The sequence below is a fragment of the Pseudaquabacterium pictum genome, from assembly GCF_005403045.1.
Lineage (GTDB): Bacteria > Pseudomonadota > Gammaproteobacteria > Burkholderiales > Burkholderiaceae_C > Pseudaquabacterium > Pseudaquabacterium pictum.
Genome location: NZ_BJCL01000002.1, coordinates 167420 through 194321, shown reverse-complemented (window position 1 = coordinate 194321; position 26902 = coordinate 167420). Strand labels below are relative to the sequence as shown.

Genomic DNA, 26902 nt, shown 5'->3' with positions numbered 1-26902 from the left:
AGTGCACAGGCGCCCGCCCATCCACCGTTGCCGCACTCCGCTTGCGGCCTTGCCATGACCGAGACCGACGCCCGTGCCGTGCTGCTGATGCGCTCCTGCGAGCAGGCCGCGCTGTTCGGCGCCGACGATGCAGCCTGGGCCGGCCGCGAGGCCCGCCAGCAGCTCGGTGCGGTCGCCCCGCCCGCCACCTGGCTGGCCCGCCGTGCCCACCTGGGCCTGTCCCGGCTGGCCGAGCGGCAGCCGGCCCTGCGCCCGGCCCTGCAGGCCGTCCGGGCGCCGCCCCGGGCTGCGCTGGCAGCCCTGCTGCTGGCCGGCGCGCTGGGCTTCGGCCTGCTGGGCGACGGCCTGGGCCAGACGCACCAGGTCAACCTGCTGGCCATGCCGCTGCTGGGCTTGCTGGCCTGGAACCTGGTGGTGGTCTTGCTGGTGGCCGTGCAGGCGCTGCGGCCCCGGTCGGCCAGCCTGGGCCACGGCGCCGGTGCGGCCGTTGCCCGGCTGGGCGCCTGGCTGGCCCGGCACACGCCGGGCCGCAGCACCTGGCCGGCACCGGCGCGCGACGCGCTGGCCCGGTTCTCGGCCGATTGGCTGCGCCACAGCCAGCAGCTGCAGGCAGCGCGCGGCCGCTGCTGGCTGCATGCCGCCGCCGCGCTGCTGGCTGGCGGCGCCGTGGTGGCGCTGTACGCCCGCGGCCTGGTGTTCGACTACCGCGCTGGCTGGGACAGCACCTTCCTGCAGCCGGCCCAGGTGGGCGCCGTGCTGCAAGGCTTGCTGGGCCCGGCCTCGGCCCTGGCCGGCCTGCCGCTGCCCGATGCCACTGCGCTGGCCAGCCTGCGCCTGGCCAGCGGCGGCGGCGAGAACGCCGCGCCCTGGATCCACCGCTGGGCGCTGACGCTGGGGCTGGCCGCGGTGCTGCCGCGCCTGCTGCTCGCCGGCTGGTCCTGGCGCACGGCCCGCCGGCTGGCGGCCGACCTGCCGTTGCCTGACGCGCCCGATTTGCAGCGCCTGCTGGACAGCTGCAGCGCCGCACCCCGCCCGGTGGCCGTGCTGCCTTACAGCTACCGGCTGGACGCCGCCCGCCAGGCCGCAGTCGGTCCGGCGCTGGCCACCTGGCTGGGCGCCGGCCTGCAGTGCGCCGTGCAGCCCACGCTGGCCCTGGGCGACGAGGACCGGCTGCCGCACTGGCTGCCGGCCGTTTTCGCCCGCCTGCCCGCGTCCGATGCCAGCCAGCCCGCGCCGCTGCTGGTGCTGCTGTTCGCGCTGACCGCCACGCCCGAGCGCGAAAGCCATGGCGCGGTGGTGCAGGCCCTGGTGCAGGCGCTGGCCGCGGCGCCGGCGCCGCGGCCGCAGCTGCGCGTGGCCGTCGACATGGCCGGCTACCGCCAGCGCCTGGCCGGCCCCGATGGCGACGAACGCCTGGCCCAGCGCCGCGCCGCCTGGGAGGCACTGCTGCTGGGCCTGGGCGTCGTGCCCGGCTTCATCGAGCTGGCCACGCCGGCGGGCAGGCCATGACCAACACCGTGTCGATCAGCCTGGTCTCGCACACCAACGTGGGCAAGACCACACTGGCCCGCACCCTGCTGGGCCGCGATGTGGGCGAGGTGCGCGATGCCGCCCATGTCACCGAGGTGGCCGAGCCGCACCTGCTGGTCGAGTCGCCCGAGGGCGACCGCCTGCTGCTGTGGGACACGCCCGGCTTCGGCGACAGCGGCCGGCTGGCCCGCCGCCTGGCGCAGGCCGGCAACCCGCTGGGCTGGGTGCTGACCGAGGTGTGGGACCGTTGGCGCGACCGGCCGTTCTGGGCCAGCCAGCGCGCCATCCGCCATGTGCTGGGCGAGGCCGATGTGGCGCTGTACCTGGTCAACGCCGCCGAACAGCCTGACGACGCCGGCTACCTCGCGCCTGAACTGCAGGTGCTGGGCCTGCTGGGCAAGCCGGTGGTGGTGCTGCTGAACCAGCTGGGCCCGCCCGGCAGTGCCGCGGCCGAGGTGCAGCAGCTGCAGCAATGGCAGACCCACCTGGCGGCCCTGGCGGCGCAGCCCGGCAGCGCCCAGGTGCAAGCGGTGTTGCCGCTGGACGCCTTTGCCCGCTGCTGGGTGCAGGAAGGCGTGCTGCTGCAGGCTGTGGCGGCGGCGCTGCCGGCCGGCCGTCAGCCCGCCATGCAGCGGTTGACTGCTGCCTGGGCGCAGCGCCAGCAGACGGTGTGGCGCCAGGCCATGGCCATGCTGGCCGGCCGCCTGGCCCGCGCCGCCGCCGACCGCGAGACCTTGCCCGATGCCGGCTGGCGCGCGCCGCTGCAGCGCCTGGCTGCCGGCCTGGGCCAGGCCCTGGGCTTGCCGTCCGGTGGCGATGCCGACCCGCAGGCCCGCGCCATGGCCGCGCTGGCCGCGCGCCTGGACACCGACATCCGCCACGGCACCGACGCATTGATCCAGCTGCACGGCCTGGCCGGCCAGGCCAGTGGCGAGGTGCTGGACCAGCTGGCCCGGCACTTCGCCCGCCGCATGCCGGTGGACGAGGGCCGCGCCGCGCTGTGGGGTGGCGCGGTGGCCGGCGCGCTGGCGGGGCTGAAGGCCGACATCGCCAGCGGCGGCCTCACGCTGGGTGGCGGCCTGCTGGCCGGTGGTGTGCTGGGGGCGCTGGGTGCGGCGGGTGCGGCCCGTGGCGTCAACAAGCTGCGCGGCGTGCAGGCGCCGCTGCTGGCCTGGGACGACGCGGTGCTCGACGGCCTGCTGCGCGCCGCGCTGCTGGGCTACCTGGCGGTGGCGCACCACGGCCGTGGGCGGGGCGACTGGCAGCCGACCGAGCCGCCCGCCGTCTGGGGCGAGGCGGTGGACGCCGCGCTGGCGGCCCGGCGTGCGGCGGTTCAGACGCTGTGGCGGGAGCGCGCCGGCTGGCTGGCCGATGCGCCAGCGGCGGCCGACCTGGACCGCTGGCAGACCGCCGTGGCGGCGCTGCTGGCCGAGGCCAGTGCCGATGTGCTGCACCAGCTGTACCCCGACGGGGCGCGCGTGGCGGCGCTCCGGCCTGCCGCAGGCCGTGCGGCTGCCAGCATTCAGCCCGCCGCGTCGTAGGCCTGCCGCAGCCAGACGGCCAGCGCTGCATCGATGTCGGACGCCTGCGTGAGGCGGGTGGTGGCCTGGCACATGCCCCCGGGCGGCTGCAGCTTCAGCCGCGGGTGGGCTGGCAGATCCTTGGCATTCAGGCCGATTTCCACGCTGTCCCTGGTGGCCGGCCCGATCATCGCGAACTGCTTCTTGCGGCGCAGGCTGACACAGGCCTTCTTGGGTGCTTCTTCGAACGGGCCGAAGTCCCGGACGCGGGCCATCACGGCGTCGTGCAGCGGGCGAAGCGCAGACTTGGCACCGCTGTAGATGGCGTCCAGCGGGTCGTCGGCCGCTGCAGGCGGTGCGTTGGCGGGCGCGCCGCCTGCCAGGTCGGGCAGTGGCTTGCCGATGAACAGTGCCACGGCATTGGCGTCGCCGTACCCGAGCTTGAAGTGTTCCATCAGCCAGCTGCGCCGCTCACCGTGCTTGGCCGCGCCAATGGCCACGACGGCATCCTGCAGCTCGGCGATCGACTTGCCGGTGCGGGACTGGATGTTCTTCAGCTGGGTGATCGTGGCGGCTGCCGGGTCGGCCATGGCGGTCTCCTGTCTCCCTGGCGCCCAGGGGATGGTTGACCCTGGATGATGCGCGCGCTGCCGGCAAACAGCCAGTGCCGGCAGCGCGCGCCGCGGCCCTCAGCCCGCCTCGCCGGTGATCGCCTCGATCTCGGTCTGCAGTTCCAGCCAGCGCTCCTCCAGCATCGCCACCTCGGCGTTCAGGTGGTTCAGCCGGCGGCCGGTCTCGGCGATGTCGGGGCCGCTCAGCTTTCCGCCGGCCAGCTCGGCTTCCAGCTTGACGCGCTCGGCCGCCAGCTTCTCCATGCGGCCGTCGATCTGCTGCACCTCGGCGCGCAGCGGGCGGGTGCGGTTGGCGATCAGGTTGCGCTGCTGGCCGCTCTGCTTGCGGTCCTGCGGGTTGTCGCGCTTGAAGGCGCCGGGGCTCTTGGCATCGGGCGCGCTGGCGCGGGCCACGGCCTTGGGGCTGAGGCTGGGCGCCGCCACCGCGGGCGACGACAGGATCGGCGCCGGCCCGGGCACCGGCGGCGGCGGCAGGCCGCGGGCGTTGGCCCGGCTCACTTCCAGCAGCCACTTCTGGTAGTCGTCCAGGTCGCCGTCGAAGGGCAGCACGCCACCCGAGGTGACCAGCCAGAACTCGTCGCACACCTCGCGCAGCAGGGCGCGGTCGTGGCTGACCAGCATCACCGAGCCTTCGAACTCGTTCAGCGCAATCGACAGCGCCTCGCGGGTGTTCAGGTCCAGGTGGTTGGTGGGCTCGTCCAGCAGCAGCAGGTTGGGCTTGCCCCAGACGATGGTGGCCATCACCAGGCGCGCCCGCTCGCCGCCCGACAGCGTGCCCACCTTCTGGTGCACCATGTCGCCGGCAAAGCGGAACTGGCCGAGGAAGTTGCGCAGGTCCTGCTCACGCGCCTCCTGCCCGGTGGCGCCGCTCTCGCGGGCCAGGCGCACCATGCGCTGCATCGGCGTGTCGTCCTCGCTCAGCAGGTCCAGCTCCTGCTGGGCGAAGTAGCCCACCGCCAGGCCCTTGCCTTCGGCAAATTCACCGTCCAGCGGCTGCAGCGCATGGGCGATGGTCTTGACCAGGGTGCTCTTGCCCTGGCCGTTGGCGCCCAGGATGCCGATGCGCTGGCCGGCCATCACGCTGCGGGTGATGTGCCGCACGATGGTGACCGGCGGCTGGCCGGCTTCCAGGTTCGGATAGCCGCACGACAGCTCGCGCATCGTCAGCATCGGGTTGGGCAGGTTCTGCGGCTGGCGGAAGCTGAACTCGAACTCCGCATCCACCAGCACCGGGCCCAGCTTGACCATGCGGTCCAGCGCCTTCACCCGGCTCTGTGCCTGCTTGGCCTTGCTGGCCTTGGCCTTGAAGCGGTCGATGAAGCGCTGCAGGTGGGCGATCTTCTCCTGCTGCTTGCCGAAGGCGGCCTGGGCCTGCTCCAGCCGCTCGGCCCGCATGGTCTCGAAGGCGCTGTAGTTGCCGCCATAGCGCGTCAGTTGCGCGTTGTCCAGGTGCACGGTGACGTTGGTGATCGCGTCGAGGAACTCGCGGTCGTGGCTGATCACCAGCATCAACCCGTTGTAGCGCTTGAGCCAGCCTTCCAGCCACACCAGCGCATCCAGGTCCAGGTGGTTGGTCGGCTCGTCCAGCAGCAGCAGGTCGGCCGGGCACATCAGCGCGCGGGCCAGCTGCAGCCGCATGCGCCAGCCGCCGGAGAAGCTGTTGACCGGTGCATCCAGCTGGTCGGTGCGGAAGCCCAGGCCCAGCAGCAGGGCCTGGGCGCGGGAGGCGGCGTCGAAGGTGCCGGCCTGCTCCAGCAGCACATAGGCCTCGGCGATGGCGTGGCCGTCTTCGGCGGCCTCGGCGGCGGCCAGCACGGCGCGGGCCTCCATCAGCGGCAGGTCGCCTTCCAGCACGAAGTCGGTGGCGCCCTGGCTGGTCTCGGGCATGTTCTGCGCCACCTCGCCCAGGCGCCAGGTGGGCGGCATCTCCAGATCGCCGGCATCGGCCTGCAGCCGGTTGGCGATCAACGAGAACAGGCTGGACTTGCCCGCGCCGTTGCGCCCCACCAGGCCCACCTTCTCGCCGGGGTTCAGGGTCACGCTGGCGTTCTGCAACACCACCTTGACGCCGCGGCGCAGCGTCAGGTTCTTCAACTGGATCATGGGGACAGGGGCAGGGTGGAGGGCAGGGCGGTGAGGGCCGCGCGGGTGAGCAGCAGCACCTGGTCGTCACCGGCGCTGGTGGGCAGCCATACCACGTCCAGCGTGGGGAAGGCGGCGTCGAAGTGCGGCCGCTCATGGCCGATCTCCAGCACCAGCACGCCAGCGGGCGTGAGGTGCAGCGCTGCCTGCTGCAGCAGGCGGCGGATGAAGTCCATGCCGTCGGCGCCGCCGGCCAGCGCCAGCGCGGGTTCGGCGTTGAACTCGGCCGGCAGCGCGTCCATCGACGACTGGTTGACGTAGGGCGGGTTGCACAGGATCAGGTCGTAGACCCGGTTGGACACGGCCGCCAGGCCGTCGCCCTGGTGCAGCGTGATGCGGTCGGCCAGCTGGTGGCGGTCGACGTTCAGCCGGGCCACGGCCAGCGCGTCGGCGCTCAGGTCGGCGGCGTCCACCGTCACCTCGGGCCAGGCCATCGCCGCCAGCACCGCCAGGCTGCCGTTGCCGGTGCACAGGTCGAGCACGCGGCGGGTGCGGTCGCTCAGCCAGGCGTCGATGCTGCCCTCGGCCAGGGGCTCGGCGATCAGCGAGCGCGGGATGATGCAGCGCGCATCCACGGTGAACGGCACGCCCTGCAGCCAGGCTTCGCCGGTCAGGTAGGCCGCAGGCTGGCGGGTGCTGATGCGCTGCTCGATCAGCGCGTGCACGGCGGCCAGGTGGGTGTCGTCCACCTCCAGCTCTTCGACGTCATCCAGCCCGTCCAGCGGCATCTGCAGCCGCCACAGCACCAGCCAGGCGGCCTCGTCGAAGGCATTGGTGGTGCCTTGCCCAAATGAAACGCCCGCCTCTGAGAGGCGGGCGCTGCAGGCCTCGATCAATTCGATGACGGTCATGTCAACAGGCGTTCCAGCGTGCGCAGGTAGATGTTCTTCAGCGGTGTGATGTCGGCCACCCGCACGCATTCGTCCACCTTGTGGATGGTGGCGTTGATCGGGCCGAATTCGACCACCTGCTCGCAGATGGGCGCGATGTAGCGGCCGTCGCTGGTGCCGCCGGTGGTGCTGAGCACCGGGCGGATGCCGCACTCGGCCTCGATGGCATCGCCCAGCGCCTGGCTCAGGCTGCCCGGGCGGGTGAGGAAGGGCGAGCCGCCCAGTGTCCAGGCCAGGCTGTAGTCCAGGCCATGCTGCTGCAGCAGGGCGTCGACCCGGGCCTTCAGGCCCTCGGGCGTGCTCTCGGTGGAGAAGCGGAAGTTGAAGTCCACCTCCACCGTGCCGGGGATGACGTTCAGCGCGCCGGTGCCGGCGTGGATGTTGCTGACCTGCCAGGTGGTGGGCGGGAAATGCTCGTTGCCGTCGTCCCAGGTGGTGGCGGCCAGCGCGGCCAGCGCCGGCGCCAGCTGGTGGATGGGGTTGCGCGCCAGTTGCGGATAGGCCACGTGGCCCTGCACGCCGCGCACCGTGAGGCGCGCCGAGAGTGACCCGCGGCGGCCGTTCTTCACCATGTCGCCCAGCCGGTCGACCGAGGTGGGCTCGCCGACGATGCAGCAGTCCAGCCGCTCGCCGCGGGCCTGCAGCGCCTGCACCACCCGCACCGTGCCGTCGGTGCTGGGGCCCTCCTCGTCGCTGGTGAACAGCAGGGCCAGGCTGCCGGCATGCCGGGGATGGGCTTGCACGAATTCCTCGGCCGCCACCGTCATCGCGGCGATGGAGGTCTTCATGTCGGCTGCACCGCGGCCGTAGAGCAGGCCGTCGCGGTGGCTGGGCACGAAGGGGTCGCTGGTCCAGGCGGCCAGCGGGCCGGCGGGCACCACATCGGTGTGGCCGGCCAGCACCACGGTGGGCCCGGGCCGGCTGCCGCGGTGCACCGCCCACAGGTTGGTGACGCGGAAGCTGTCGGGCCCGCACAGCAGGGTTTCGCAGGCAAAGCCCAGCGGCGCCAGGCGTTCGGTCACCAGGGCCTGGCAGCCGGCGTCGTCGGGCGTGACCGAGCGGCGGGCGATCAGTTGTTCCAGCAGGCGCAGCGTGGCCAGGTCGTCGGTCATCGGGTCAGGCGCTCAGGCCGTCAGGGTGGGAAAGCCGCCGCCGCGGCGCGGCACGAAGCCGTCGGGCACGATGTCGACGATGAAATCGGTGTACTCGGGCGCGTCGTCGTCCTCGCCGATCTTGCGCGGCGTGGCGCGCGAGACCGGGCCGGATTCGTTCTGCAGCCGCCAGATCAGGTTGGTCACCGAATCGGAATGGGCCAGGCCTTCCTCGCGGCTGATGACGCCGCTGCCGATCATCCGCGCCAGCGCTTCCTCGAAGCTGCAGGAGCCGTCGGCCATCGACTTCTCCATCGCCTCCTTGACGCCGACGAAGTCGCCCTTTTCGATCAGCTCGGCCACCAGGTTGGTGTTGAGCAGCACCTCGACCGCCGGGATGCGCCCGCCGGCCTCGGCCCGCAGCAGGCGCTGCGACACGACGGCGCGCAGGCCGGCGGCCAGGTCGCCCAGCAGCACCGGGCGTGCCTCGGGCGTGTAGAACGACAGGATGCGGCCCAGCGCATGGTGGCTGTTGTTGGCATGCAGGGTGGCCAGCACCAGGTGGCCCGACAGCGCATAGCTGAGCGCCGCGCTCATGGTCTCGCGGTCGCGGATCTCGCCGATCAGGATGCAGTCCGGGCTCTGGCGCAGCGCGTTCTTCAGCGCGATCTGCAGGCTCTCGGTGTCGCGGCCCACCTCACGCTGGTTGACCACGCACTTCTTGCTCTGGAAGAGAAACTCGATCGGCTCCTCGATGGTGAGGATGTGGCCGGGCAGGGTGCGGTTGCGCAGCTCCAGCATGGCCGCCAGCGTGGTGCTCTTGCCCGAGCCGGTGGCGCCCACCATCAGGATCAGGCCGCGCTTCTCCAGCACCAGCTGGCCCAGCAGGGACGGCACGTTCAGCGTGTCGAGTGCCGGGATCACATGCGGGATGTGGCGCACCACGCCGGCCACCGAGCCACGCTGCTTGAAGGCCGAGATGCGGAAGCTGCCCACCCGGTCGATGGCCACCGCCAGGTTCAGCTCGCCGGTGTCGTCCAGCTCTTCCAGCTGCTGCGGGCTCAGCACCTCGGCCAGCAGCTGGCGCGGCTGCTGCGGCGTCAGCACCTGGTCGCTGAGCTGCAGCATCTGGCCGTGGATCTTGATCAGCACCGGCATGTTGGCCGACAGGAACACATCCGACGCCTGGCGCTCGGCCATCAGGCGCATCACGCGATCCATCCTGCCGCTCATGTCGGTGCCTTGCCTGCTGCTGCGGTGCTCTTACGGGCGGAGCAGATCGTTGATGCTGGTCTTGCTGCGCGTCTGCGCATCCACCCGCTTCACGATGATGGCCGCGTACATGCTGTAGGGCTGGCCATTGGCCGCTGTCTTGGGCAGGTTGCCCGAGACCACCACGCTGCCGCTGGGCACGCGCCCGAAGGTGGTTTCGCCCGTCTCGCGGTTGAAGATCGGCGTGCTCTGGCCCAGGTACACGCCCATGCCCAGCACCGAGTTCTCTTCCACGATCACGCCTTCCACCACCTCGGAGCGGGCGCCGATGAAGCAGTTGTCCTCGATGATGGTGGGGTTGGCCTGCAGTGGCTCCAGCACGCCGCCGATGCCGACGCCGCCGCTCAGGTGCACGTTCTTGCCGATCTGTGCGCAGCTGCCCACGGTGGCCCAGGTGTCGACCATGGTGCCGTCGTCCACGTAGGCGCCGATGTTCACGTAGCTGGGCATCAGCACCACGCCCTTGCCCAGGTAGCTGCCGCGCCGGGCCACGGCCGGCGGCACCACCCGCACGCCGCTGGCGCGGATGGCGGCCTCGTCGATGTGGCTGAACTTGGTCGGGACCTTGTCGAAGAAGGTCAGCGCGCCGGCGTGCACCGGCTGGTTGTCGTTCAGGCGGAAGCTCAGCAGCACGGCCTTCTTCAGCCACTGGTGCACCGTCCAGTCGCCCACGCCGTTTCGGCTGGCCACGCGCAGGCGGCCGGCGTTCAGCTCGCCGATGGCATGGTCGACCGCCTCGCGGATCGATGGGTCGGCGGTGGTGGGGCCCAGGCTGGCACGGCCTTCCCAGGCCAGGTCGATGGTGTTCTGCAGGTCGGTGGTCATGGTCGGTCGGCCTTGGCGGCTCAGGCAGGTTGGAAGGTTCTGGTGAATGCGGCGATGCGGTGGGCGGCTTCCAGGCATTCGTCGGTGCCCGCCACCAGGGCCATGCGGATGCGGCCGGTGCCCGGGTTGTGGCCCTGGGCGGTGCGGGCCAGCAGGCTGCCGGGCAGCACGGCCACATTGTATTGAGCGAGCAGCTCCAGCGCGAAGCGGATGTCGTCGCCGGGTTTGCCATCGGAAGATGGGACACCGGCCCACAGGTAGAAGCCGGCGTCGGGCAGTGCCACGTCCAGGACGGCGGCCAGCACCGGCGTCACCTGGGCGAACTTGGTGCGGTACAGCGCTCGGTTGGCCACCACATGGGCCTCGTCGTTCCAGGCAGCCACGCTGGCGGCCTGCACCACCGGCCCCAGGGCACTGCCGTGGTAGGTGCGGTAGAGCAGGAACTGCTTGAGGATCGCCGCATCCCCGGCCACGAAGCCCGAGCGCAGGCCCGGCACGTTGCTGCGCTTGCTCAGCGAGGTGAAGGCGATCAGGTTGCGGAAGTCGGTCCGCCCCAGCTTCGCCGCGGCTTCCAGCCCGCCCAGCGGCGGCTCGTCGCGGAAGTAGATCTCGCTGTAGCACTCGTCGCTGGCGATGACGAAACCGTGCTTGTCGCTCAGCGCGAACAGCGCCTCCCATTCCGACAGCGGCATCACCGCGCCGGTGGGGTTGCCCGGCGAGCAGACGTACAGCAGCTGGGTGCGGGCCCAGGTGGCGTCGTCGATGCTGTCCCAGCGCACCGCGAAGTTGCGTGCCGGGTCGCTGTTGGCATAGACCACGCTGGCACCGGCCAGCAGGGCCGCGCCCTCGTAGATCTGGTAGAACGGATTGGGGCAGACCACGGTGGCGCCGGGGCGCGTGGGGTCGACGATGGTCTGGGCGATGGCGAACAGCGCCTCGCGGCTGCCGCCCACCGGCAGCACCTGGGTGACCGGGTCCAAGGCCAGGCCGTAGCGGCGCTGCAGCCAGCCGGTGAAGGCTTCGCGCAGCCGCGGCTCGCCGGCGGTGGGCGGGTAGACCGACAGGCCCTTGAGCCCGGCCACGATGGCTTCTTCCACCAGCGCCGGCGTGGCATGGCGCGGCTCGCCTATGCCCAGGCTGATGGCCTTGAGCGCCGGGTTGGGGGTGATGCCGGCAGTCAGCGCGCGCAGGCGCTCGAAGGGGTAGGGGTGCAGCTTGCCCAGCAGGGGATTCATGGCAGCGATTATCGGGGCCGCACCGCCGGCGCCGCGGGCGACTCACCGCGCCGGGATTTCCTTGCCGTTGGCATAGGTTTTGATCGCGCGCTGGCCGCTGGGCGACGTCAAGGTCAGGCGTCCATCGGGCAGGCCGTTGATGAAACTGCCGCTGAGCCGGTTGCCGTTGGCGAAGGTGAGCACGCCGGCGCCGCTGGGCTTGCCGGCGATGAATCCACCTTCGTAGCGCAGGCCGGATTGCAAGACCAGGGTGCCCTGGCCTTCGCGCCTGCCGTTGAAGGAGCTGCCGACGTACTGCTCCTGCGCTGACGTCTGGGTGCCCATGCCGTGCGCCTGGAAGCCCTTCACCTCGCCCTCGTAGCGGCCCTTGTCTGCCGCCACGATCACGGCGCGTCCGACCAGTTCGCCGCGCACGAAGCTGCCCTCGACGCGCGAACCGTTCGCCAGGGTCACCACACCCCGGCCGGTCGGCTTGCCGTTCTCCAGCACGCCGGCGTAGCTGAAGTCGGGCCCGACCAGCCGCACCGGCCCGACCGGCACGCCCTCGCGCATCAACGCATGCGGGGTGCCTTGCGACTTGCCGTCCTTGAACTGCTCCAGCACGCCATTGCCATCGGCCAGGCCGAAGGCGCAGCCACCGGCCCAGCTGTGGCTGAGGCCCGGCTCCGGATCGGGATCGGCGACCAGGCAGCCCTCCCGCGTGGTGATCCAGGGCCCGGCGCGGCTGCGCGCCTGCGCGGCGTGCGCGCCAGCCGGGTGCTTGACCAGGTAGCGCGCAAAGTCCGCCGGCTTGCTGCTGGTCTGGATCAGGTCCCAGTCCGCCTGCTCGGCGCTGGCCGTTGCGCGTGGGGTCGGGCCGGGCGACGGCACCGCGGCGGCCGATGGTGCGGGCGCATCCGCCCGCTGCCAGGGCGCCCAGGCAGCGATGCCACCGGCCAGCAGGCCCGCCGCCACCAAGCCGCCAATCCAGGCCGCCACGCCTGGCCGCCGGGTGGCAGATGGTGGCGATGCAGTGGCCGGGCCGCCGGCCGGCGCCGCGCCGGTGGCCTGGCCGATCCGCAGCGAGCGGCACAGGCGCTTGCAGCTGTCCTCCCAGGCGCGGTCGTCGACTTCGAGGTTCTGGCGGTCGCACAGGCCGCGCAGCGCGGCCGGCAGGTCGTCCGGGCTGGGCATCGCCGCGCCGCCCACCAGGGCCGGAATCACCCGCACATCCCGGTCCAGCGCCGCCACGATCTCCAGCCGGGTGAAGTCGTCCGGGTTGTCCAGCCGGCGCTGGCCGGCGGCGTCGCGCGTGTCGAGCCAGTGCGGACCGATCAGGGCGATCAGCACATCGCACGATCCCACGGCCTCGTGGATGTAGTCGGCGAACTTGACGCCGGGCGGGATCTCCTCGACGTCCATGAAGATCCGGGTGCCGGGAAGCTCGCGCGCCAGTGAGTCGTGCAGGCGGCCCGCCCAGCCCGTGCTGTCGCTGCGCCGGTAGCTCAAGAAGATGCCGCCCATGCTCCACCCCCGCCTCTTCGGGCCATCGTATAGCGTGGTGCGCCGCATGCAAGGGTGGGCTGGCCGACAATCCGTCCCCAGAATGACTGCGCCTGACCTCCGCGTGCTGTCGCTCATCCCGCCGATGACGCAGCTGAACACGCCGTACCCCTCCACCGCCTACCTCACCGGCTTCCTGCGCGGCCGCGGCGTGCACGCGGTGCAGGACGACCTGGCCCTGGCGCTGGCGTTGCGCCTGCTGTCGCCGGCCGGCCTGGCCGACCTGAAGCGCCAGATCGACGCGGTGCCGCAGGGCGAGCGCACGGTGCGGGTGCATGCCTTTGCAGAGGCCTATCCTCGCTACGCCGGCACCATCGCGCCGACCATCCGCTTCCTGCAGGGACAGGACCCGACGCTGGCCCACCGCATCGTCGGCCGCGCCTTCCTGCCCGAAGGCCCGCGCTTTGCCACGCTGGAGGCGTACGACGACGATGGCGCCGGCCCGCTGGCCTGGGCCTTTGGTGCGCTGGGTGTGCAGGACCATGCCCGCCACCTGGCCACGCTGTACCTGAACGACCTGGCCGACGTGGTGCGGGAGGCGGTGGACAGCCGCTTCGAGTTCGTCCGCTATGCCGAGAGCCTGGCCCAGAGCCAGCCGACCTTCGACCCGCTGGCCGCCGCGCTGGCCGCGCCGCCCACGCTGCTCGATGCCTACCTGCAGCAGCTGACGCTGGACAGCCTGGCCCGCCACCGGCCCACCGTGGTGCTGATCTCGGTGCCGTTCCCCGGCGCGGTGTATGCCGCCTTCCGCATGGCCCAGACCATCAAGGCCCACGATGCGGCCATCACCACCGTGCTGGGCGGCGGCTATGTCAACACCGAGCTGCGTGAACTGACCGAGCCGCGGGTGTTCGACTATTTCGACTTCCTGACGCTGGACGCCGGCGAGCGCCCACTGCTGGCGCTGCTGGAGCACCTGCAGGGCCGGCGCAGCACCCAGCGCCTGGTGCGCAGCTTCCACCGCGTCGATGGCGCGGTGAAGTACACCAACTTCGTCGAGCCTGACATCGCGTTCGACGATGTCGGCACGCCCACCTGGGACGGCCTGCCGCTGCAGCAGTACCTGAGCCTGCTGGACATGCTCAACCCGATGCACCGCCTGTGGAGCGACGGCCGCTGGAACAAGCTGACCGTGGCCCATGGCTGCTACTGGAAGAAGTGCAGCTTCTGCGATGTCAGCCTGGACTACATCGCCCGCTACGACGCCGCCACCGCCGAGACCCTGTGCGACCGCATCGAGGCCATCGTCGCCGAGACCGGCCAGACCGGCTTCCACTTCGTCGACGAGGCGGCGCCGCCCAAGAGCCTGAAGGCCCTGGCCGCCGAGCTGCAGCGCCGGCAGCTGGGCATCAGCTGGTGGGGCAACATCCGCTTCGAGAAGAGCTTCACCCCCGATCTGTGCCAGCAGCTGGCCGACAGCGGCTGCATCGCCATCAGTGGCGGGCTGGAAGTGGCCAGCGACCGGCTGCTGACGCTGATGAAGAAGGGCGTGTCGGTCGACCAGGTGGCGCGGGTGACCAAGGGCTTCAGCGAGGCCGGCATCCTGGTGCATGCCTACCTGATGTACGGCTTTCCCACGCAGACGGTGCAGGACACGGTGGACGCGCTGGAGTATGTGCGCCAGCTGTTCGCCGAAGGCTGCATCCAGAGCGGCTTCTGGCACCGCTTCTCGACCACGGTGCATTCACCGGTGGGCCAGACGCCGCAGGATTACGGCGTGCAGCTGCTGCCGCTGCCGCCAGTCAGCTTCGCCAAGAACGACATCGGCTTCATCGACCCCACGGGCACGGACCACGATGCCCTGGGCCGCGGCCTGAAGAAGGCGCTGTACAACTACATGCACGGCATCGCGCTGGAGCAGGATGTGCGGCGCTGGTTCGACATCCGCGTGCCCAAGCCCAAGGTGGCGCGCGACCGCATTGCGCGGGCGCTGCAACAGACCTGAGCAGCTAAAGCCAGCCGATGCAGCCGGGTGCGCCGCAGCGGCAGGCCAGCGTGCCCTCGTGGTGGGTCTCGCCGTAGTTGACCGTGATCTCCTCGCCCACGGCGATGGGCTGGACCGCGTAGAACTCGACCCGGCCATCGCGGATCTGCAGCCGGGCATTGGGGGCGCAGCTGTGGTTGGTGAAGCGCATCGGGTCGCTGCTCTGGCTGGCGTCGATGGCCTTCTTCTCCGACACCTCCACGATCATGATGCGGGCCTTGCCGGCGGCGCGGCGCCGCGCCTCGCTGACCGAGATGCTCTCGCCGCGGATCTCGCCGATCTTGCGGTGCGGCGGGATGGCTTCGGCGGCAAAGGCGCCGAAGCCGTCGATGCCGCTCTTGCGGGCCACGACGTCGAACTTCTGGTACGCCGGGCGACCGGTGGGCGCGGTGGGCTCGGCCACGGGGGCGGGGGTGCGGTGCAGTTGCGGCATCAGAGGTCCTGTCCCACGTCGATGCGGTTGCCGTCGGGATCGGCGAAGACGAAGGTGCGCATGCGGTAGTCGGCATCGCGCAGCGCCTTGACGATGGTCGCGCCGTGGGCCACGAGGTGGTCGTGCAGCGCGGCGGCGTCGTTGACCATCAGGTGGGCCACGTTGTGCGCGCCGCCGCGGTGCTGCGGCTCCAGCTGCAGGTGCAGCTCGGCGCCCTGTTTCTCCAGGATGACGAAGGCGACGGGATCGCCGTTCTGGAACACGTTCGCAAAGCCCAGCACGCCGGTGTAGAAGGCCAGCGCGCGCGGCAGGTCGGCCACCAGCACCTGGGCGGCGATGCGGCCGAAGGCCAGGCCGGCGGGCAGAGGATGGGGTTGGGACATGGTGGTGTTTCCGGGGCCGGCGTGCACAGGCTGGCTGGCAAGCAGTCTACCGAGCCGCCGCGGGGCCGCGTTCGATGCGCCAGGCCACCAGCCCGACAGCCACGCCGACGATGGCCGCGCCGGCCGCCACCCAGCCGGCGCTGGACCAGCGGCCGCTGGCCGCCACCAGCGCGGCGATCAGCGGCGTGCCGGCAAACTGCCCCAGCTGCGAGCCCTGCATGAACAGGCCCTGCAGCGCGTTGATCTGCTGCGGGCTGCGCGCCAGCGCGGCCGAGCTGCTCATCACCGCCGCCGGCATCACGCCGCCGATGAAGCTGCAGGCCACGCAGGCGGCATAACGCAGCCCATCCGGCAGGCCGTCGAGGAAGAAGGCCAGGCCCAGCAGGCCGGTGGCGCTGTGGGCCAGCGCCAGCAGCTGGCCACGGGCCACGCCGCGCTGCACCAGCGCGCCGCCCAGCAGGTTGCCCGGCACGCAGGCCAGCAGCATCACGCAGGTCAGCAGTGCCACCCAGCCGGCCGACAGGCCGCGCTGCTCCTTCAGCATGGTGGGCAGCCAGACGATCAGCGCAAAGTGCTGCACCGCCCACAGGCCGAAGCCGGCAGACAGCAGCCAGGGCAGCGGCTGGCGCAGCACCGCCAGCGTGGCCAACGGGGCCGGGCCGTGGCCGCCGGCTGCTGCCGGCCTGTACCAGCGCCGCTGCCACCAGGCCGCGGCCGCGGCGACCAGCAGCACCACACTGGTCAACGCCCACAGGCCACGCCAGCCGGTGCCGGGCAGCAGCAGCGGCGACAAGGCCATCGCCAGGCCGGCGCCGGCGGGCATGTAGGTGCTCCACACGCCCAGTGCGAAGCGGCGGTCGGCGCCGGCCGCCGCGGCACTCACCAGCGCGGGCGCCGCCACCGCCACCGCCAGGAAGCCCGCGCCCTCGACGAAGCGGGTGAGCAGCAGCAGGTTCAGGCCACCCGGCCCGACCGGCAGGGCCAGCAGCGACGCGGCGGCGCTCAGCACCAGACCGCCCAGCACCATGCGCAGCGCGCCGATGCGCCCGGCCGCCAGGCCGAAGCCCAGTGCCGCCACCACCGCCAGCGTGGTCAGCATGGCCGACACCCAGCCGGCCTGCACCAGACTCAGGCCCAGCTCGGTGCGCAGCGTGGGCAGGGCCAGCGGCACCTTGCCCACGTTCATGCCCACCGCCACACCGCCGGCCACCGCGGCCAGCACCGCTGGCCAGTGGGTGCGTGCGCCGGCCGTGGCGGGTGGTGTCAAGCCAGCAGCCCGCGCTCCGTCGGCAGGCTGGGCAGATCCACCGCCGGCTGCGGCTTCCAGCCCTTCTGGCGGTGCTCGGCCACCACATTGGTGTAGATGCCGCCGCGCACATACCACTTGGCGGTGATGCGGGCATAGCGCGGCTGGGTGGCGGCCACGATGTCGTCCAGGATGGTGTTGGTCACCTTCTCATGGAAGGCGCCCTCGTTGCGGTAGCTCCAGAAGTACATCTTCAGGCTCTTCAACTCCACGCACAGCTGGTCGGCCACCATGTCGATGGTGAAGTGGGCGAAGTCGGGCTGGCCGGTCAGCGGGCAGTGGCAGGTGAACTCGGGCACCTGGAACTGGATCAGGTAGTCGCGCTGCGGGTTCGGGTTGGGGAAGACATGCAGTTCCTTGCTGGGCGCGCTGGGCGGGTTGGGCGGCATCGGCCGCTCGTTCAGCGCCGGAGCGGCAGCGGGGGTGGCAGGGGTCTTGCCGGCTTTCTTGGCCATGGTGGAGCGGGGTTTCGATGGGGGCGCGATGGTATCATCCAGCCTCTCTGGCGGCCCGGCGGGCACGCAATAAATCCATACAAATCAAAGACTTGCAGCGGCCGCTCAGCGTCCGCGGCAGGCCCCCGGGGCACACCAGAAGCGCATGCGCCTGAACCAGATCAAGCTCTCGGGCTTCAAGTCCTTCGCCGAACCCACCACCTTCCAGCTGCCGGGGCAGCGGGTGGGCGTGGTCGGCCCCAACGGCTGCGGCAAGTCCAACATCATGGACGCGGTGCGCTGGGTGCTGGGCGAAAGCAAGGCCAGCGAGCTGCGTGGCGAGAGCATGCAGGACGTCATCTTCAACGGCAGCGGCCAGCGCAAGCCCGCCAGCCGCGCCAGCGTGGAGCTGGTGTTCAGCAATGAAGACGCCCGCGCCGGTGGCTCCTGGAGCCAGTTCGCCGAGATCGCCGTCAAGCGGGTGCTCACCCGCGACGGCACCAGCAGCTACTTCATCAACAACCAGCCGGTGCGCCGGCGCGATGTGCAGGATGTGTTCCTCGGCACCGGCCTGGGCCCGCGGGCCTACGCCATCATCGGCCAGGGCACGATCAGCCGGATCATCGAGTCGCGGCCCGAGGAATTGCGGCTGTTCCTGGAAGAAGCCGCCGGCGTCAGCAAGTACAAGGAGCGCCGCCGCGAGACCGAGCACCGCCTGCGCGACACCCGCGAGAACCTGACCCGCGTCGACGACATCCTGCGCGAGCTGAACGCCAACCTCGACAAGCTGGAGAAGCAGGCCGAGGTGGCCACGAAGTACCACGCGCTGCAGAAAGCCGGCACCACCAAGCTGCACCAGCTGTGGTTCCTGAAGCAGCGCGACGCCGCCACCGAAGAAGCCCGCGTGGCCCAGGCCATCAGCGCCGCCACCAACGCGCTGGAAGCCCGGCTGGCCGAGCTGCGCCATGTCGAGGCCCAGCTGGAAGCGGTGCGCCAGGCGCACTACGCCGCCAGCGACCAGCTGCACACCGCCCAGGGTGACCTGGCCCAGGCCGCGCTGGAAGTCAGCCGCCTGGAAGAGCGCATCCGCTACGTCGTCGACAGCCGCCAGCGGGTGCAGCAGCGCCTGGCCGACCTGCATGCCCAGACCGGCCAGTGGCAGCAGCGCCGCGACGATGCCGCCGCGGAGCTGGAGACCATCGCCGAGCAGATCGCCGCGGCCGACGAGCAGGCCGAGATCCTGGCTGCCCAGGCCGAGGAACAGTCCATGCGCCTGCCCGAGGTGGAGGACGCGGTGCGCGCTGCCCAGGGCCGGGCCAATGCCCAGCGTGAGCAGGTCAATGCGGTGCAGCAGCAGATCCAGGTGCTGGCGGCGGAAAGCCGCAGCCTGGACGAGCAAAGCAAAGCCCTGCGCGCCCGCCGCGAGCGCCTGCACACCGAGCGCCGCGGCCTGGCCACGCCCGACCTGGCCCGGCTGGAGGCGCTGCGTGCCCAGAGCACCGACGCCGACGAGGCCAACGCCGTGGCCGAGGGCCAGCTGCAGGACCTGCAGGCCCAGGTGCCGGCCCTGGACGACCAGCGCCGCACCGCCCAGCAGGATGCCAATGCCGAGAGCGGCAAGCTCAACGACATCAGCGCCCGCCTGCAGGCCCTGCGCGCGCTGCAGGAGAAGGTGCAGACCGAGGGCAAGCTGAAGCCCTGGCTGGCCAAGCATGGGCTCGACGGCCTGCCCGGCCTGTGGACCCGGCTGCACATCGAGCCCGGCTGGGAGCCGGCGCTGGAAGCCGCATTGCGTGAGCGGCTGAACGCGCTGGCCGTGGGCCGCATCGACACCGTGCGCGCCTTCGCCGCCGATGCGCCGCCGGCCAAGCTGGCGTTCTACACGCCGCCGGCCAGCCCGCCCGCGCCGCAGCCGGCCCACGCCAACCTGCCGCGGCTGGCCAGCCTGCTGCGCCTGGGGCAGAGCGCCGACGACGCCGGCCTGCAGGCCCTGCTGGGCGATTGGCTGGAGGGCGTCTACACGGCAGACAACCTGGACGACGCGCTGGCCCAGCGCAGCCAGCTGGCCCATGGCGAGGTGATCATGACCCGCGCCGGCCATGCGGTCAGCGCGCATGCGGTGGCCTTCTATGCCCCCGATGCCGAGCAGGCCGGCCTGCTGGCCCGCGCGCAGGAGATCGAGCAGCTCGACCTGCAGCAGCGCGCCCAGACGCTGATCGCCGAATCCGCCCGCGCGGCCCTGGTGCGCGCCGAGGCGGCGCTGACCGAGGCCAACCTGCGCCTGGTGGCGGTGCGGCGCGAGGCCGCCGAGGCCCAGACCCGCGCCCACCAGCTGCAGGTGGACCTGCTGCGCCTGCAGCAGCAGGCCGATGCCACCCAGGCCCGCAGCGGCCAGCTGGATGCCGAGCTGGCCGAGGTCGACGGCCAGCTCGACGACCTGGCTGAGCGCCGTGCCATCGGCGAGGCCCGCTTCGAAGAGCTGGACCTGCAGCTGGCCGACACCCAGGAGCGCCACGCCACGCTGGAAGAGGCGGTGATCACCGCCGAGCGCCGCCTCAGCGATGCCCGCGAGCAGGGCCGCGCGCTGGAGCGCCAGGCGCAGGAAAGCCAGTTCCAGGCCCGCGCGCTGGCCGCCCGCCGCGGCGAGCTGCAGCGCGCCATCGAGACCGCCGCGCAGCAGGCCGAAGCCAACGTGCAGTCGGGCCAGCAACTGGAGCTGGAGCTGAGTCAGCTCAACGACAGCGCCGCCCAGGCCGGCCTGCAGACCGCGCTGGCGTTGAAGGTGGATCGCGAGCAGGCGCTGGGCGCGCAGCGCAGCCGCTATGACGAACTCTCGGCCCAGCTGCGCAGCGCGGATGAGCAGCGCATGCAGTTCGAGCGCAGCCTGCAGCCGCTGCGCGACGACATCACCAAGCTGCAGCTGGAGGCCCAGGCCGCCCAGCTCGGTGGCGCGCAGTACCTGGAGCAGCTGACCGCCGCCGGCGTCGACATGGCCGCGCTGGGCGCGCAGATCGAGGCCGACAAGGTCAAGCTCTGGGGCCTGCAGGGGGAGATCGACCGCATCCAGCGCGAGATCAATGCACTGGGGGCGGTGAACCTGGCGGCGCTGGACGAGCTGGCCGCAGCGCGCGAGCGCAAGACCTTCCTCGACGCCCAGTGCGCCGACCTGAACGACGCCATCGGCACGCTGGAAGACGCCATCCACAAGATCGACCTGGAAACCCGCGACCTGCTGGGCAAGACCTTCAACCAGGTCAACGAGCACTTCGGCCGCATGTTCCCCAGCCTGTTCGGCGGCGGCAATGCCCGGCTGGTGATGACCGGCGACGAGATCCTGGATGCCGGCGTGCAGGTGATGGCCCAGCCGCCGGGCAAGAAGAACAGCACCATCCACCTGCTCAGTGGTGGCGAGAAGGCGCTCACCGCCATCGCCCTGGTGTTCGCCATCTTCCTGCTGAACCCGGCGCCGTTCTGCCTGCTCGATGAAGTGGACGCGCCGCTGGACGACGCCAACACCGAGCGCTATGCCCGCCTGGTGGCCGAGATGAGCCACAAGGGCACGCAGTTCCTGTTCATCAGCCACAACAAGATCGCGATGGAAATGGCCGAGCAGTTGATCGGGGTCACGATGCAGGAGCAGGGCGTGTCGCGCATCGTCGCGGTGGACATGGACGCCGCGCTCAGCCTGGCGGAGGCGACCTGATGGCGCTGCTGCCCGATGTCTCGCTGATGGAAGGCCTGCTGGGCGTGGGCGCGCTGGTGCTGGTGGGCGTGGTGGCCCAGGGCTGGTGGTCGGCACGCCGCGCCAGCCCGCGCCAGGCCGAACTGGCCCGCGAGGCGCGGGTGGAGCCCGGCGGCCTGGGCGGCGCCATGTCGGGTGCCGTGGCCGATGCCGGCGCCAGCGCGCCGCTGGATGCCGCTGCCGCCGAGGTGGACGCCGAAGCCGCCGCCCCGCTGGCCGAGCTGCGCCCGGCCGCGCCGCGCAAGACCGCCCGGCTCGACCCGCTGATCGACGCCATCGCCACGCTGGCGCTGGAATCGCCGGTCACCGGCGACCTGGCCCTGGTGCACCTGCCGCCCAGCCGCCGAGCCGGCACCAAGCCCTTCCTGATCGAGGGCCTGAATGCCGAGACCGGCGAGTGGGAGCTGCCGGTGGCCGGCCAGCGCTACGGCGAGTTCCAGGCCGGCGTGCAGATGGCCAACCGCAGTGGCGCGCTCAACGAGATCGAGTACAGCGAATTCGTGCAGAAGCTGCAGGCCTTTGCCGACGGCGTGGGCGCGATGGCCGAGCTGCCCGACATGCTGGACGTGGTGGCCCGCGCCCGCGAGCTGGACGCATTCGCCGGCGGCCATGATGCCCAGCTGAGCCTGGACCTGCGGGCCAACGCCGCCGCCTGGAGCGTGGGCTACATCCAGCAGGCGGCGCAGCGCCACGGCTTCCTGCCCGGCGTGCTGCCCGGCCGGCTGGTGCTGCCCGGCGCCGAGGAGGGTGCACCGCCGGTGCTGGTGCTGGCCTTCGATCCCCAGGTGGCCTTGTCCGACGACCCCGGCGCCGCCGCGGTGCGGGTGGTGCAGCTGTCCCTGGATGTGCCGCAGACGCCCGAGGCGGCCGAGCCGTTCCCGGCCTGGCACCAGGCCGCCCGCCTGCTGGCCGCCGACATGGACGCGACCATGACCGACGACGCCGGCCGGCCGATCACCCTGCAGGCCTTTGCCGCGATCGGCGACGACCTGAAGCAGCTCTACCAGGCGCTGGACACACGCGACCTGGCCGCCGGCTCGCCGGCTGCGCGCCGGCTGTTCAGCTGAGCCGGCGCCGCTGGCAGGCCGGGCGCGCTCACCAGGTCGGAGGGTGCGCCGGTGACCGACACCGTCAACATGCCCATCGCCCTGACCGGGGGCGTGGTCTACCTGCTGATGGCGCTGACGGTCTGGAGCATGGGCCGCCGCACACCGCATGTCGATGTGGTGCGGCTGTGGACGCTGGGCGCGCTGTGTGCAAGCGCCGGCCTGCTGCTGATCTCCGGCCGCAATGTGCTGCCCATCGCCCTGGGCTACGGCCTGGCCGGGGTGATGGCGGCTGTGGCGATGCTGGTGCAGACCGCGGCCCTGCGGCGGCTGCTGGGGCGGCCCGGTGTCTGGCGTCCGATGCGCGGCCCGGTGGCGGTGGCAGCCGCCGTGCTGCTGGGGCTGGCCCTGGCCGACGACCGGCCGCGCCTGTTCGTCGCGTCCCTGCTGACGCTGGCCGTGTTGACGGCCACCCTGGCGTGGCATGCGCGATTGACGGCCGTGCAGCAGCGCTCCCGCAGTGCGGCGCTGCTGGCCTGGAGCCAGCTGGTGCTGGCGCTGGCGATGCTGGCCCGCGGCCTGAGCGTGGCCACCGGCCTGGCGCCCTACCAGCCCGGGCAGGGCGGACCGGCCTTCGTGCTGGTGCATGCCACGGCGGTGCTGTCGGCGCTGTACGGCAGCCTGGGCTTCATGGGGCTGCTGCTGGACATCACCCGCCGCGCCGAGGTGCGGTCCCGCGAGGGCCAGGTGGCCGAGGCCGTCCGGCGTGAGGCCGCGGAGCGCGCGGCGGCGGAACTGCGGGCCACGCTGGCGCAGCGCGACGCCCTGGCGGCCGAGCGCGAGCGCATGCTGCAGATGCTGGCGCACGAGATCCGCCAGCCGCTGCACAACGCCAGCGGCGCGTTGCAGGCGGCCGGCCAGGCCTTGCGCCAGGTGCCTGCGGCGGCCGGCGCCCAGGCCGGACACCCGGCCGACCAGGTGGCGTTGCGGCTGGGGCGTGCCGAGGCGGTGCTGGGCGAGGTGCGCGCCGTGCTCGACAACACCCTGGCCGCCGCCAGCCTGCTCAGCCGCAGCACGCCGCTGGCGGTGCAGGAGGTCGAGCTCGGCTTCCTGATCGACCTGGCCCTGGGCGACCTGGACGAGGCCCAGCGCCAGCGGGTGCAGTTGCAGTGGCAGACCGATCTGCGCCAGGTCGAGGTCGAGCCCGGCCTGCTGCGGCTGGCCTTGCGCAACCTGCTGGTCAATGCCTTCAGCCATGGCGGGCCGGGTGTCGCGGTGCAGCTGCGGGTGGCCGAACGCATCGACCCGCCAGCCCTGCTGCTGGCGGTGCTGGACGACGGCCCGGGCATGCCGGCCGTGGCGCCGCCGGCCGAGGGCCGCCCGGGCCTCGGCCTGGGCATCGTGCGCCAGGTGGCCGCCTTGCACGGTGGCCAGCTTGCGCTGCTGCCCAATCCGCCGCGCGGGCTGCAGGCGGTGCTGGTGCTGCCGTTGCCGGCAGCCTGATTCAGCCTGCTGACGGCACGGTGCGGCTGGGCTGGCGCATCAGCACGAACTCTTCCGCCGCCGTGGGGTGCATGGCGATGGTGCGGTCGAAGTGGGCCTTGGTGGCGCCGGCGGTCAGGGCCACGGCCAGGCTCTGCACGATCTCCGGCGCGTCGGCGCCGGCCATGTGCACCGCCAGCACACGCTGGCTGTCGGCATCGACCAGCAGCTTCATGGCGGTGCGCTCGGTGCCGCCGATGAAGGCCTGCTTCATCGGCCGGAAGTCGGTCTCGAAGACCTGCAGGCGGTGCCCCGCGGCCAGCGCTTCCTCCTCGCTCGGCCCCACGCTGGCCAGCGGCGGCAGCATGAACACCGCGCTGGCCACCAGGCGCAGGTCCACCGGCTGGTGGCCGGGGCCGAACAGGCGGTCGGCCAGCGCGCGGCCCTCGGCAATGGCCACCGGCGTCAGGTTCTTGCGGTTGGTCACGTCGCCGATGGCGCAGACGCCTGGCACGGCGGTGTTGCCCTGGTCGTCCACCGGCACCGCGCCGTGGGCATCCAGCGTCAGGCCCAGGCCGGCGGTGTTGGGCCGGCGGCCCGTGGCATTCAGCACCCAGGGGAAGGCCAGCATGCGGTCCTCGCCCAGCACCAGCAGGAACTGCCCGCCGTCACGCTGGATGCGCTGTGGCGCCGCGCCCGGGTGCAGGTCCACGCCGGCGGCCTGCAGCGCGCTGGCGGCGGCGGTGCGCAGCATCGTGTCGAATCCACGCAGCGGCAGGCGGTCGCGGTAGAACAGCGCCACCTGCACGCCCAGCCGGGCCAGCATGCTGGCGAACTCGACCGCGATGTAGCCGCCGCCCACCACGGCGGCCCGGGCCGGCAGGGTCTGCAGGTCGAGCAGGTCGTCGCTGGTGGCGCAGGCGTCGATGCCGGGGATGCTGTCGCGCACCGGCGCGCCGCCGGTGGCCACCAGGATGTGCCGCGCCGTCAGCTGGCGCTCGCCCACCTGCACCGTGTGCGGGCCCACCAGCCGGGCCCAGCCCTCGACCAGCTGCACGCCGCTGCCGGCCAGCATCTGGCGGTAGATGCCTTCCAGCCGCGTGGTCTCGGCCGCCTTGGCGGTCGCCCAGGTGGGCATGTCGAAGGCCGCCTCGGGCACCTGCCAGCCGTAGCCGCGGGCTTCCTGCAGCCCATCGCCGAACTGGGCGGCGTACATCAGCAGCTTCTTGGGCACGCAGCCGCGCAGCACGCAGGTGCCGCCCACCCGGCTGCCTTCGATGATGGCGACCTTGGCGCCATGCAGTGCCGCCCGGCGGGAGGCTGCCACGCCGCCGGAGCCGGCGCCCAGGGTGATCAGGTCGTAGTCGAAGGCCATCGGCAGGCTCCGTTGCTGTAGGGAGCCGGCACTGTCGCATGCGGCGCCATCGGCTGCATGCGTGAGGCCGCATTGGCGGATGCAGGCGGCCTGTGGCATCGTGGCCGGGTTGTGCCGCCCGGCCCTTGACCCGAGGACCCTGTGCTCCCTCCACCCCCCTTGACCACCAGCGAAGACGGTTTCGCCCTGGACGAGGCCGTGCTGCGGCAGCGCAAGGCCGCGACCGAGCGGCGTGTCTATGGCCGCCATGTGCCGGCGCTGCGTGCCGGCGGCTTCATGGTGCTGTGCATCGTGGCCGCGTTGCAGGCGCCGGCCGGGGTGCCGCTGCACCAGCAGCCCGCGTGGCTGGTGCTGGTGGCGCTGAACCTGGGCTATGCCACCATCGCCTGGGCGCTGCTGCACTGGGGCGCGGGCCGCAGCGGCCGGCTCGACCTGCCGCTGCTGCTCTTCCATGTCGATCTGCTGGTGTGGCTGGTCAACCTGCAGTTCCTGGAGCAGGCCACGCTGTTCTTCGCCTACTTCCTGCTGCTTCGGGTCGCAGACCAGGTGGGCTACGGCTTCCGCCGTGCGCTGTACTACGGTCATGTGGTCACCGCCGGTTACCTGGCCTATGCGCTGTGGATCGCGCAGGTGGAGCCGGCGCGCGCGCTGTGGCCTGAGCGGTTGGGCATCCTGGTCACGCTGTACCTGCTGTCGCTGTACCTGGCGCTGACCGGCCTGGTCACCGAGCGCCTGCGCCGCCGCACCCGCGAGGCGGTGCATGCGGCGCGCGCCCTGGTCGACCGCCTGGCACGGCAGGCGGCCGACCTGCAGTCGCAGACCGTGGAGCTGGAGCGCGCCCGCCGCCAGGCCGAGCAGGCCAGCCTGGCCAAGTCGCAGTTCCTGGCGGTCACCAGCCACGAGATCCGCACGCCGATGAACGGCATCCTGGGCGCGGCCGAGCTGCTGAACGCCACCCCGCTGAGCGCCGCCCAGCGCCACTACGTGCGCACCGCCCACCGTTCGGCCCGGGCGCTGCTGGCGCTGATCGACGACGTGCTGGACTTGTCACGCATCGAGGCCGGGCGGCTGCAGCTGCACCTGGCGCCCACCGACTTGCGCCAATTGGTCGACGACGCCGTCGACCTGGTCGACCTGGCGGCCCATGGCAAGCCGGTCACGCTGGGCCTGAACCTGCCGCCCAGCCTGCCGCAGCGGGTGCAGGCCGATGGCGTGCGCCTGCGGCAGCTGCTGGTGAACCTGCTGCACAACGCGGTGAAGTTCACCGACGAGGGCGCCGTGCGGCTGGAGGTGCAGGTGCTGGCACAGACCACCACCACGCTGACGCTGCGCTTCTCGGTGCACGACAGCGGCATCGGCATCCCGGCCGACCAGCTGGACGCCATCTTCGACGCCTTCACCCAGGTGGATGCCACCAGCACCCGGCGCCACGGCGGCAGCGGCCTGGGCCTGGCCATCGTGCACCAGCTGGCCACGCTGATGGGCGGCACGGTGCGGGTGGCGAGCGTGCCGGGCCAGGGCTCGCACTTCTGGGTCGACCTGCCGCTGGCGCTGGCGCCTGATCCGGCGCCGGCCGCTCCCGCCATCGCTGCACCCGTGGCGCCCGACGCCACCGGCGCGCGCCTGCTGCTGGCCGAGGACGATCCGGTCAACCAGATGGTGGTGGCCGAGATGCTGCGCCTGCTGGGCTGTGCGGTCGACGTGGTGGCCGATGGCGGCGCCGCCCACCAGGCGGTGCTGGACGGTGGCTACGACCTGGTGCTGATGGACTGCCACATGCCCGAGGTGGACGGCTTCGAGGCCACGCGCCGCATCCGCGCCGCGCCGGCCGGCGCTGCCCGCACGCCGGTGGTGGCACTGACCGCCGATGCGCTGGACAGCGACCGCCGGCGCTGCCTGGACGCCGGCATGGACGATGTGCTGACCAAGCCGGTCAGCAGCGCCCAGCTGGCCGCGGCCGTCGAGCGCTGGACCGGCCGCCCCACCCGGCCGGCCATGCAGTGGTGAGCGGTGGGCTCAGTCGGCCAGGCCGCTGGCC

The 26902-nt window shown here is 72.2% G+C and carries 20 protein-coding genes; 7 read left to right on the top strand and 13 right to left on the bottom strand.

The features are described from left to right. The first annotated feature begins 54 nt into the window (after window positions 1–54). Together FFT10_RS04910 and FFT10_RS04905 are read left to right on the top strand one after the other, a co-directional pair. Window positions 55–1509 carry a DUF2868 domain-containing protein gene (locus tag FFT10_RS04910; protein ID WP_137731666.1) on the top strand — a complete coding sequence of 485 codons (1455 nt, stop codon included), beginning with the start codon at window positions 55–57 and terminating at the stop codon, window positions 1507–1509. Further along, the gene (locus FFT10_RS04905) at window positions 1506–3071 is read left to right on the top strand and encodes a DUF3482 domain-containing protein (RefSeq protein ID WP_137731665.1); all 1566 of its coding nucleotides are present in this window, start codon (window positions 1506–1508) and stop codon (window positions 3069–3071) included. Before FFT10_RS04910 ends, FFT10_RS04905 begins: the two co-directional genes overlap by 4 nt. Here FFT10_RS04905 and FFT10_RS04900 read toward each other — a convergent pair. From FFT10_RS04900 to FFT10_RS04865, 8 genes are all read right to left on the bottom strand, one after another. Then, the gene (locus tag FFT10_RS04900) at window positions 3053–3640 is read right to left on the bottom strand and encodes a DUF5655 domain-containing protein (RefSeq protein WP_137731664.1); all 588 of its coding nucleotides are present in this window, start codon (window positions 3638–3640) and stop codon (window positions 3053–3055) included. The two genes, FFT10_RS04905 and FFT10_RS04900, sit on opposite strands and share 19 nt — an antisense overlap. A gap of 99 nt (window positions 3641–3739) precedes the next feature. Beyond that, entirely contained in the window at window positions 3740–5785 is a 2046-nt protein-coding gene (locus FFT10_RS04895) for an ABC-F family ATP-binding cassette domain-containing protein (protein ID WP_137731663.1), read from the bottom strand. After that, window positions 5782–6675 (bottom strand): 50S ribosomal protein L3 N(5)-glutamine methyltransferase, encoded by an 894-nt coding sequence (prmB, locus tag FFT10_RS04890; protein WP_137731662.1) that lies wholly within the window; start codon window positions 6673–6675, stop codon window positions 5782–5784. The genes FFT10_RS04895 and prmB overlap by 4 nt, the downstream gene beginning before the upstream one ends. Continuing rightward, window positions 6672–7826 (bottom strand): succinyl-diaminopimelate desuccinylase, encoded by a 1155-nt coding sequence (dapE, locus tag FFT10_RS04885; RefSeq protein WP_137731661.1) that lies wholly within the window; start codon window positions 7824–7826, stop codon window positions 6672–6674. Before dapE ends, prmB begins: the two co-directional genes overlap by 4 nt. A 12-nt stretch (window positions 7827–7838) precedes the next feature. Next, on the bottom strand, window positions 7839–9038 hold the full coding sequence (locus FFT10_RS04880; RefSeq protein WP_137731660.1) for a PilT/PilU family type 4a pilus ATPase: 1200 nt from the start codon (window positions 9036–9038) through the stop codon (window positions 7839–7841). A 30-nt stretch (window positions 9039–9068) separates the two neighbouring features. Next, window positions 9069–9902 (bottom strand): 2,3,4,5-tetrahydropyridine-2,6-dicarboxylate N-succinyltransferase, encoded by an 834-nt coding sequence (gene dapD / locus FFT10_RS04875; protein ID WP_137731659.1) that lies wholly within the window; start codon window positions 9900–9902, stop codon window positions 9069–9071. 20 nt (window positions 9903–9922) lie between these two features. Beyond that, a complete protein-coding gene (dapC, locus tag FFT10_RS04870) occupies window positions 9923–11137 on the bottom strand; it encodes a succinyldiaminopimelate transaminase (RefSeq protein WP_137731658.1) in 1215 nt (404 codons plus the stop codon). Window positions 11138–11179: 42 nt separating this feature from the next. Beyond that, complete coding sequence (locus FFT10_RS04865; RefSeq protein ID WP_162520694.1) at window positions 11180–12640, bottom strand: TIR domain-containing protein; 1461 nt, start codon at window positions 12638–12640, stop codon at window positions 11180–11182. A gap of 82 nt (window positions 12641–12722) precedes the next feature. Here FFT10_RS04865 and FFT10_RS04860 point away from each other — a divergent pair, with 82 nt between their 5' ends. After that, window positions 12723–14624, top strand: coding sequence for a B12-binding domain-containing radical SAM protein (locus tag FFT10_RS04860; protein ID WP_137731656.1), 1902 nt, complete (start codon window positions 12723–12725; stop codon window positions 14622–14624). Between the two features lie 4 nt (window positions 14625–14628). On the opposite strand, the gene FFT10_RS04855 is transcribed toward FFT10_RS04860, so the two are convergent. From FFT10_RS04855 to queF, 4 genes are read right to left on the bottom strand one after another with little or no spacing between them, the layout of a single operon-like run. Then, window positions 14629–15096, bottom strand: a complete 468-nt coding sequence (locus FFT10_RS04855; RefSeq protein ID WP_137731655.1) for an SET domain-containing protein — start codon at window positions 15094–15096, stop codon at window positions 14629–14631. Beyond that, window positions 15096–15479, bottom strand: a complete 384-nt coding sequence (locus FFT10_RS04850; protein ID WP_137731654.1) for a VOC family protein — start codon at window positions 15477–15479, stop codon at window positions 15096–15098. Before FFT10_RS04850 ends, FFT10_RS04855 begins: the two co-directional genes overlap by 1 nt. 46 nt (window positions 15480–15525) lie before the next feature. Further along, on the bottom strand, window positions 15526–16746 hold the full coding sequence (locus tag FFT10_RS04845) for an MFS transporter (protein WP_228026956.1): 1221 nt from the start codon (window positions 16744–16746) through the stop codon (window positions 15526–15528). Beyond that, window positions 16743–17174 (bottom strand): preQ(1) synthase, encoded by a 432-nt coding sequence (gene queF, locus FFT10_RS04840; protein WP_137732056.1) that lies wholly within the window; start codon window positions 17172–17174, stop codon window positions 16743–16745. Before queF ends, FFT10_RS04845 begins: the two co-directional genes overlap by 4 nt. Before the next feature lie 211 nt (window positions 17175–17385). Between queF and smc the strand changes: the two genes are divergently transcribed. The 3 genes from smc to FFT10_RS28555 are packed head-to-tail and all read left to right on the top strand — an operon-like array spanning window position 17386 to window position 23510. Then, window positions 17386–20922, top strand: coding sequence for a chromosome segregation protein SMC (smc, locus tag FFT10_RS04835; protein ID WP_137731653.1), 3537 nt, complete (start codon window positions 17386–17388; stop codon window positions 20920–20922). Beyond that, window positions 20922–22028 carry a cell division protein FtsZ gene (locus FFT10_RS04830; protein ID WP_228026955.1) on the top strand — a complete coding sequence of 369 codons (1107 nt, stop codon included), beginning with the start codon at window positions 20922–20924 and terminating at the stop codon, window positions 22026–22028. The genes smc and FFT10_RS04830 overlap by 1 nt, the downstream gene beginning before the upstream one ends. A 51-nt stretch (window positions 22029–22079) precedes the next feature. After that, a complete protein-coding gene (locus FFT10_RS28555; protein WP_137731652.1) occupies window positions 22080–23510 on the top strand; it encodes a sensor histidine kinase in 1431 nt (476 codons plus the stop codon). Window position 23511: 1 nt separating this feature from the next. On the opposite strand, the gene gorA is transcribed toward FFT10_RS28555, so the two are convergent. Beyond that, window positions 23512–24864, bottom strand: a complete 1353-nt coding sequence (gorA, locus tag FFT10_RS04820) for a glutathione-disulfide reductase (protein WP_137731651.1) — start codon at window positions 24862–24864, stop codon at window positions 23512–23514. Window positions 24865–25023: 159 nt separating this feature from the next. Between gorA and FFT10_RS04815 the strand changes: the two genes are divergently transcribed. Continuing rightward, window positions 25024–26871, top strand: a complete 1848-nt coding sequence (locus FFT10_RS04815; protein ID WP_137731650.1) for an ATP-binding protein — start codon at window positions 25024–25026, stop codon at window positions 26869–26871. The last annotated feature ends 31 nt before the right edge of the window (window positions 26872–26902 follow it).

Coding starts and splice junctions, on each gene's coding strand:
- FFT10_RS04910 (WP_137731666.1), top strand. CDS start 55: ATGACCGAGACCGACGCCCGTGCCGTGCTGCTGATGCGCTCCTGCGAG.
- FFT10_RS04905 (WP_137731665.1), top strand. CDS start 1,506: ATGACCAACACCGTGTCGATCAGCCTGGTCTCGCACACCAACGTGGGC.
- FFT10_RS04900 (WP_137731664.1), bottom strand. CDS start 3,640: ATGGCCGACCCGGCAGCCGCCACGATCACCCAGCTGAAGAACATCCAG.
- FFT10_RS04895 (WP_137731663.1), bottom strand. CDS start 5,785: ATGATCCAGTTGAAGAACCTGACGCTGCGCCGCGGCGTCAAGGTGGTG.
- prmB (WP_137731662.1), bottom strand. CDS start 6,675: ATGACCGTCATCGAATTGATCGAGGCCTGCAGCGCCCGCCTCTCAGAG.
- dapE (WP_137731661.1), bottom strand. CDS start 7,826: ATGACCGACGACCTGGCCACGCTGCGCCTGCTGGAACAACTGATCGCC.
- FFT10_RS04880 (WP_137731660.1), bottom strand. CDS start 9,038: ATGAGCGGCAGGATGGATCGCGTGATGCGCCTGATGGCCGAGCGCCAG.
- dapD (WP_137731659.1), bottom strand. CDS start 9,902: ATGACCACCGACCTGCAGAACACCATCGACCTGGCCTGGGAAGGCCGT.
- dapC (WP_137731658.1), bottom strand. CDS start 11,137: ATGAATCCCCTGCTGGGCAAGCTGCACCCCTACCCCTTCGAGCGCCTG.
- FFT10_RS04865 (WP_162520694.1), bottom strand. CDS start 12,640: ATGGGCGGCATCTTCTTGAGCTACCGGCGCAGCGACAGCACGGGCTGG.
- FFT10_RS04860 (WP_137731656.1), top strand. CDS start 12,723: ATGACTGCGCCTGACCTCCGCGTGCTGTCGCTCATCCCGCCGATGACG.
- FFT10_RS04855 (WP_137731655.1), bottom strand. CDS start 15,096: ATGCCGCAACTGCACCGCACCCCCGCCCCCGTGGCCGAGCCCACCGCG.
- FFT10_RS04850 (WP_137731654.1), bottom strand. CDS start 15,479: ATGTCCCAACCCCATCCTCTGCCCGCCGGCCTGGCCTTCGGCCGCATC.
- queF (WP_137732056.1), bottom strand. CDS start 17,174: ATGCCGCCCAACCCGCCCAGCGCGCCCAGCAAGGAACTGCATGTCTTC.
- smc (WP_137731653.1), top strand. CDS start 17,386: ATGCGCCTGAACCAGATCAAGCTCTCGGGCTTCAAGTCCTTCGCCGAA.
- FFT10_RS04830 (WP_228026955.1), top strand. CDS start 20,922: ATGGCGCTGCTGCCCGATGTCTCGCTGATGGAAGGCCTGCTGGGCGTG.
- gorA (WP_137731651.1), bottom strand. CDS start 24,864: ATGGCCTTCGACTACGACCTGATCACCCTGGGCGCCGGCTCCGGCGGC.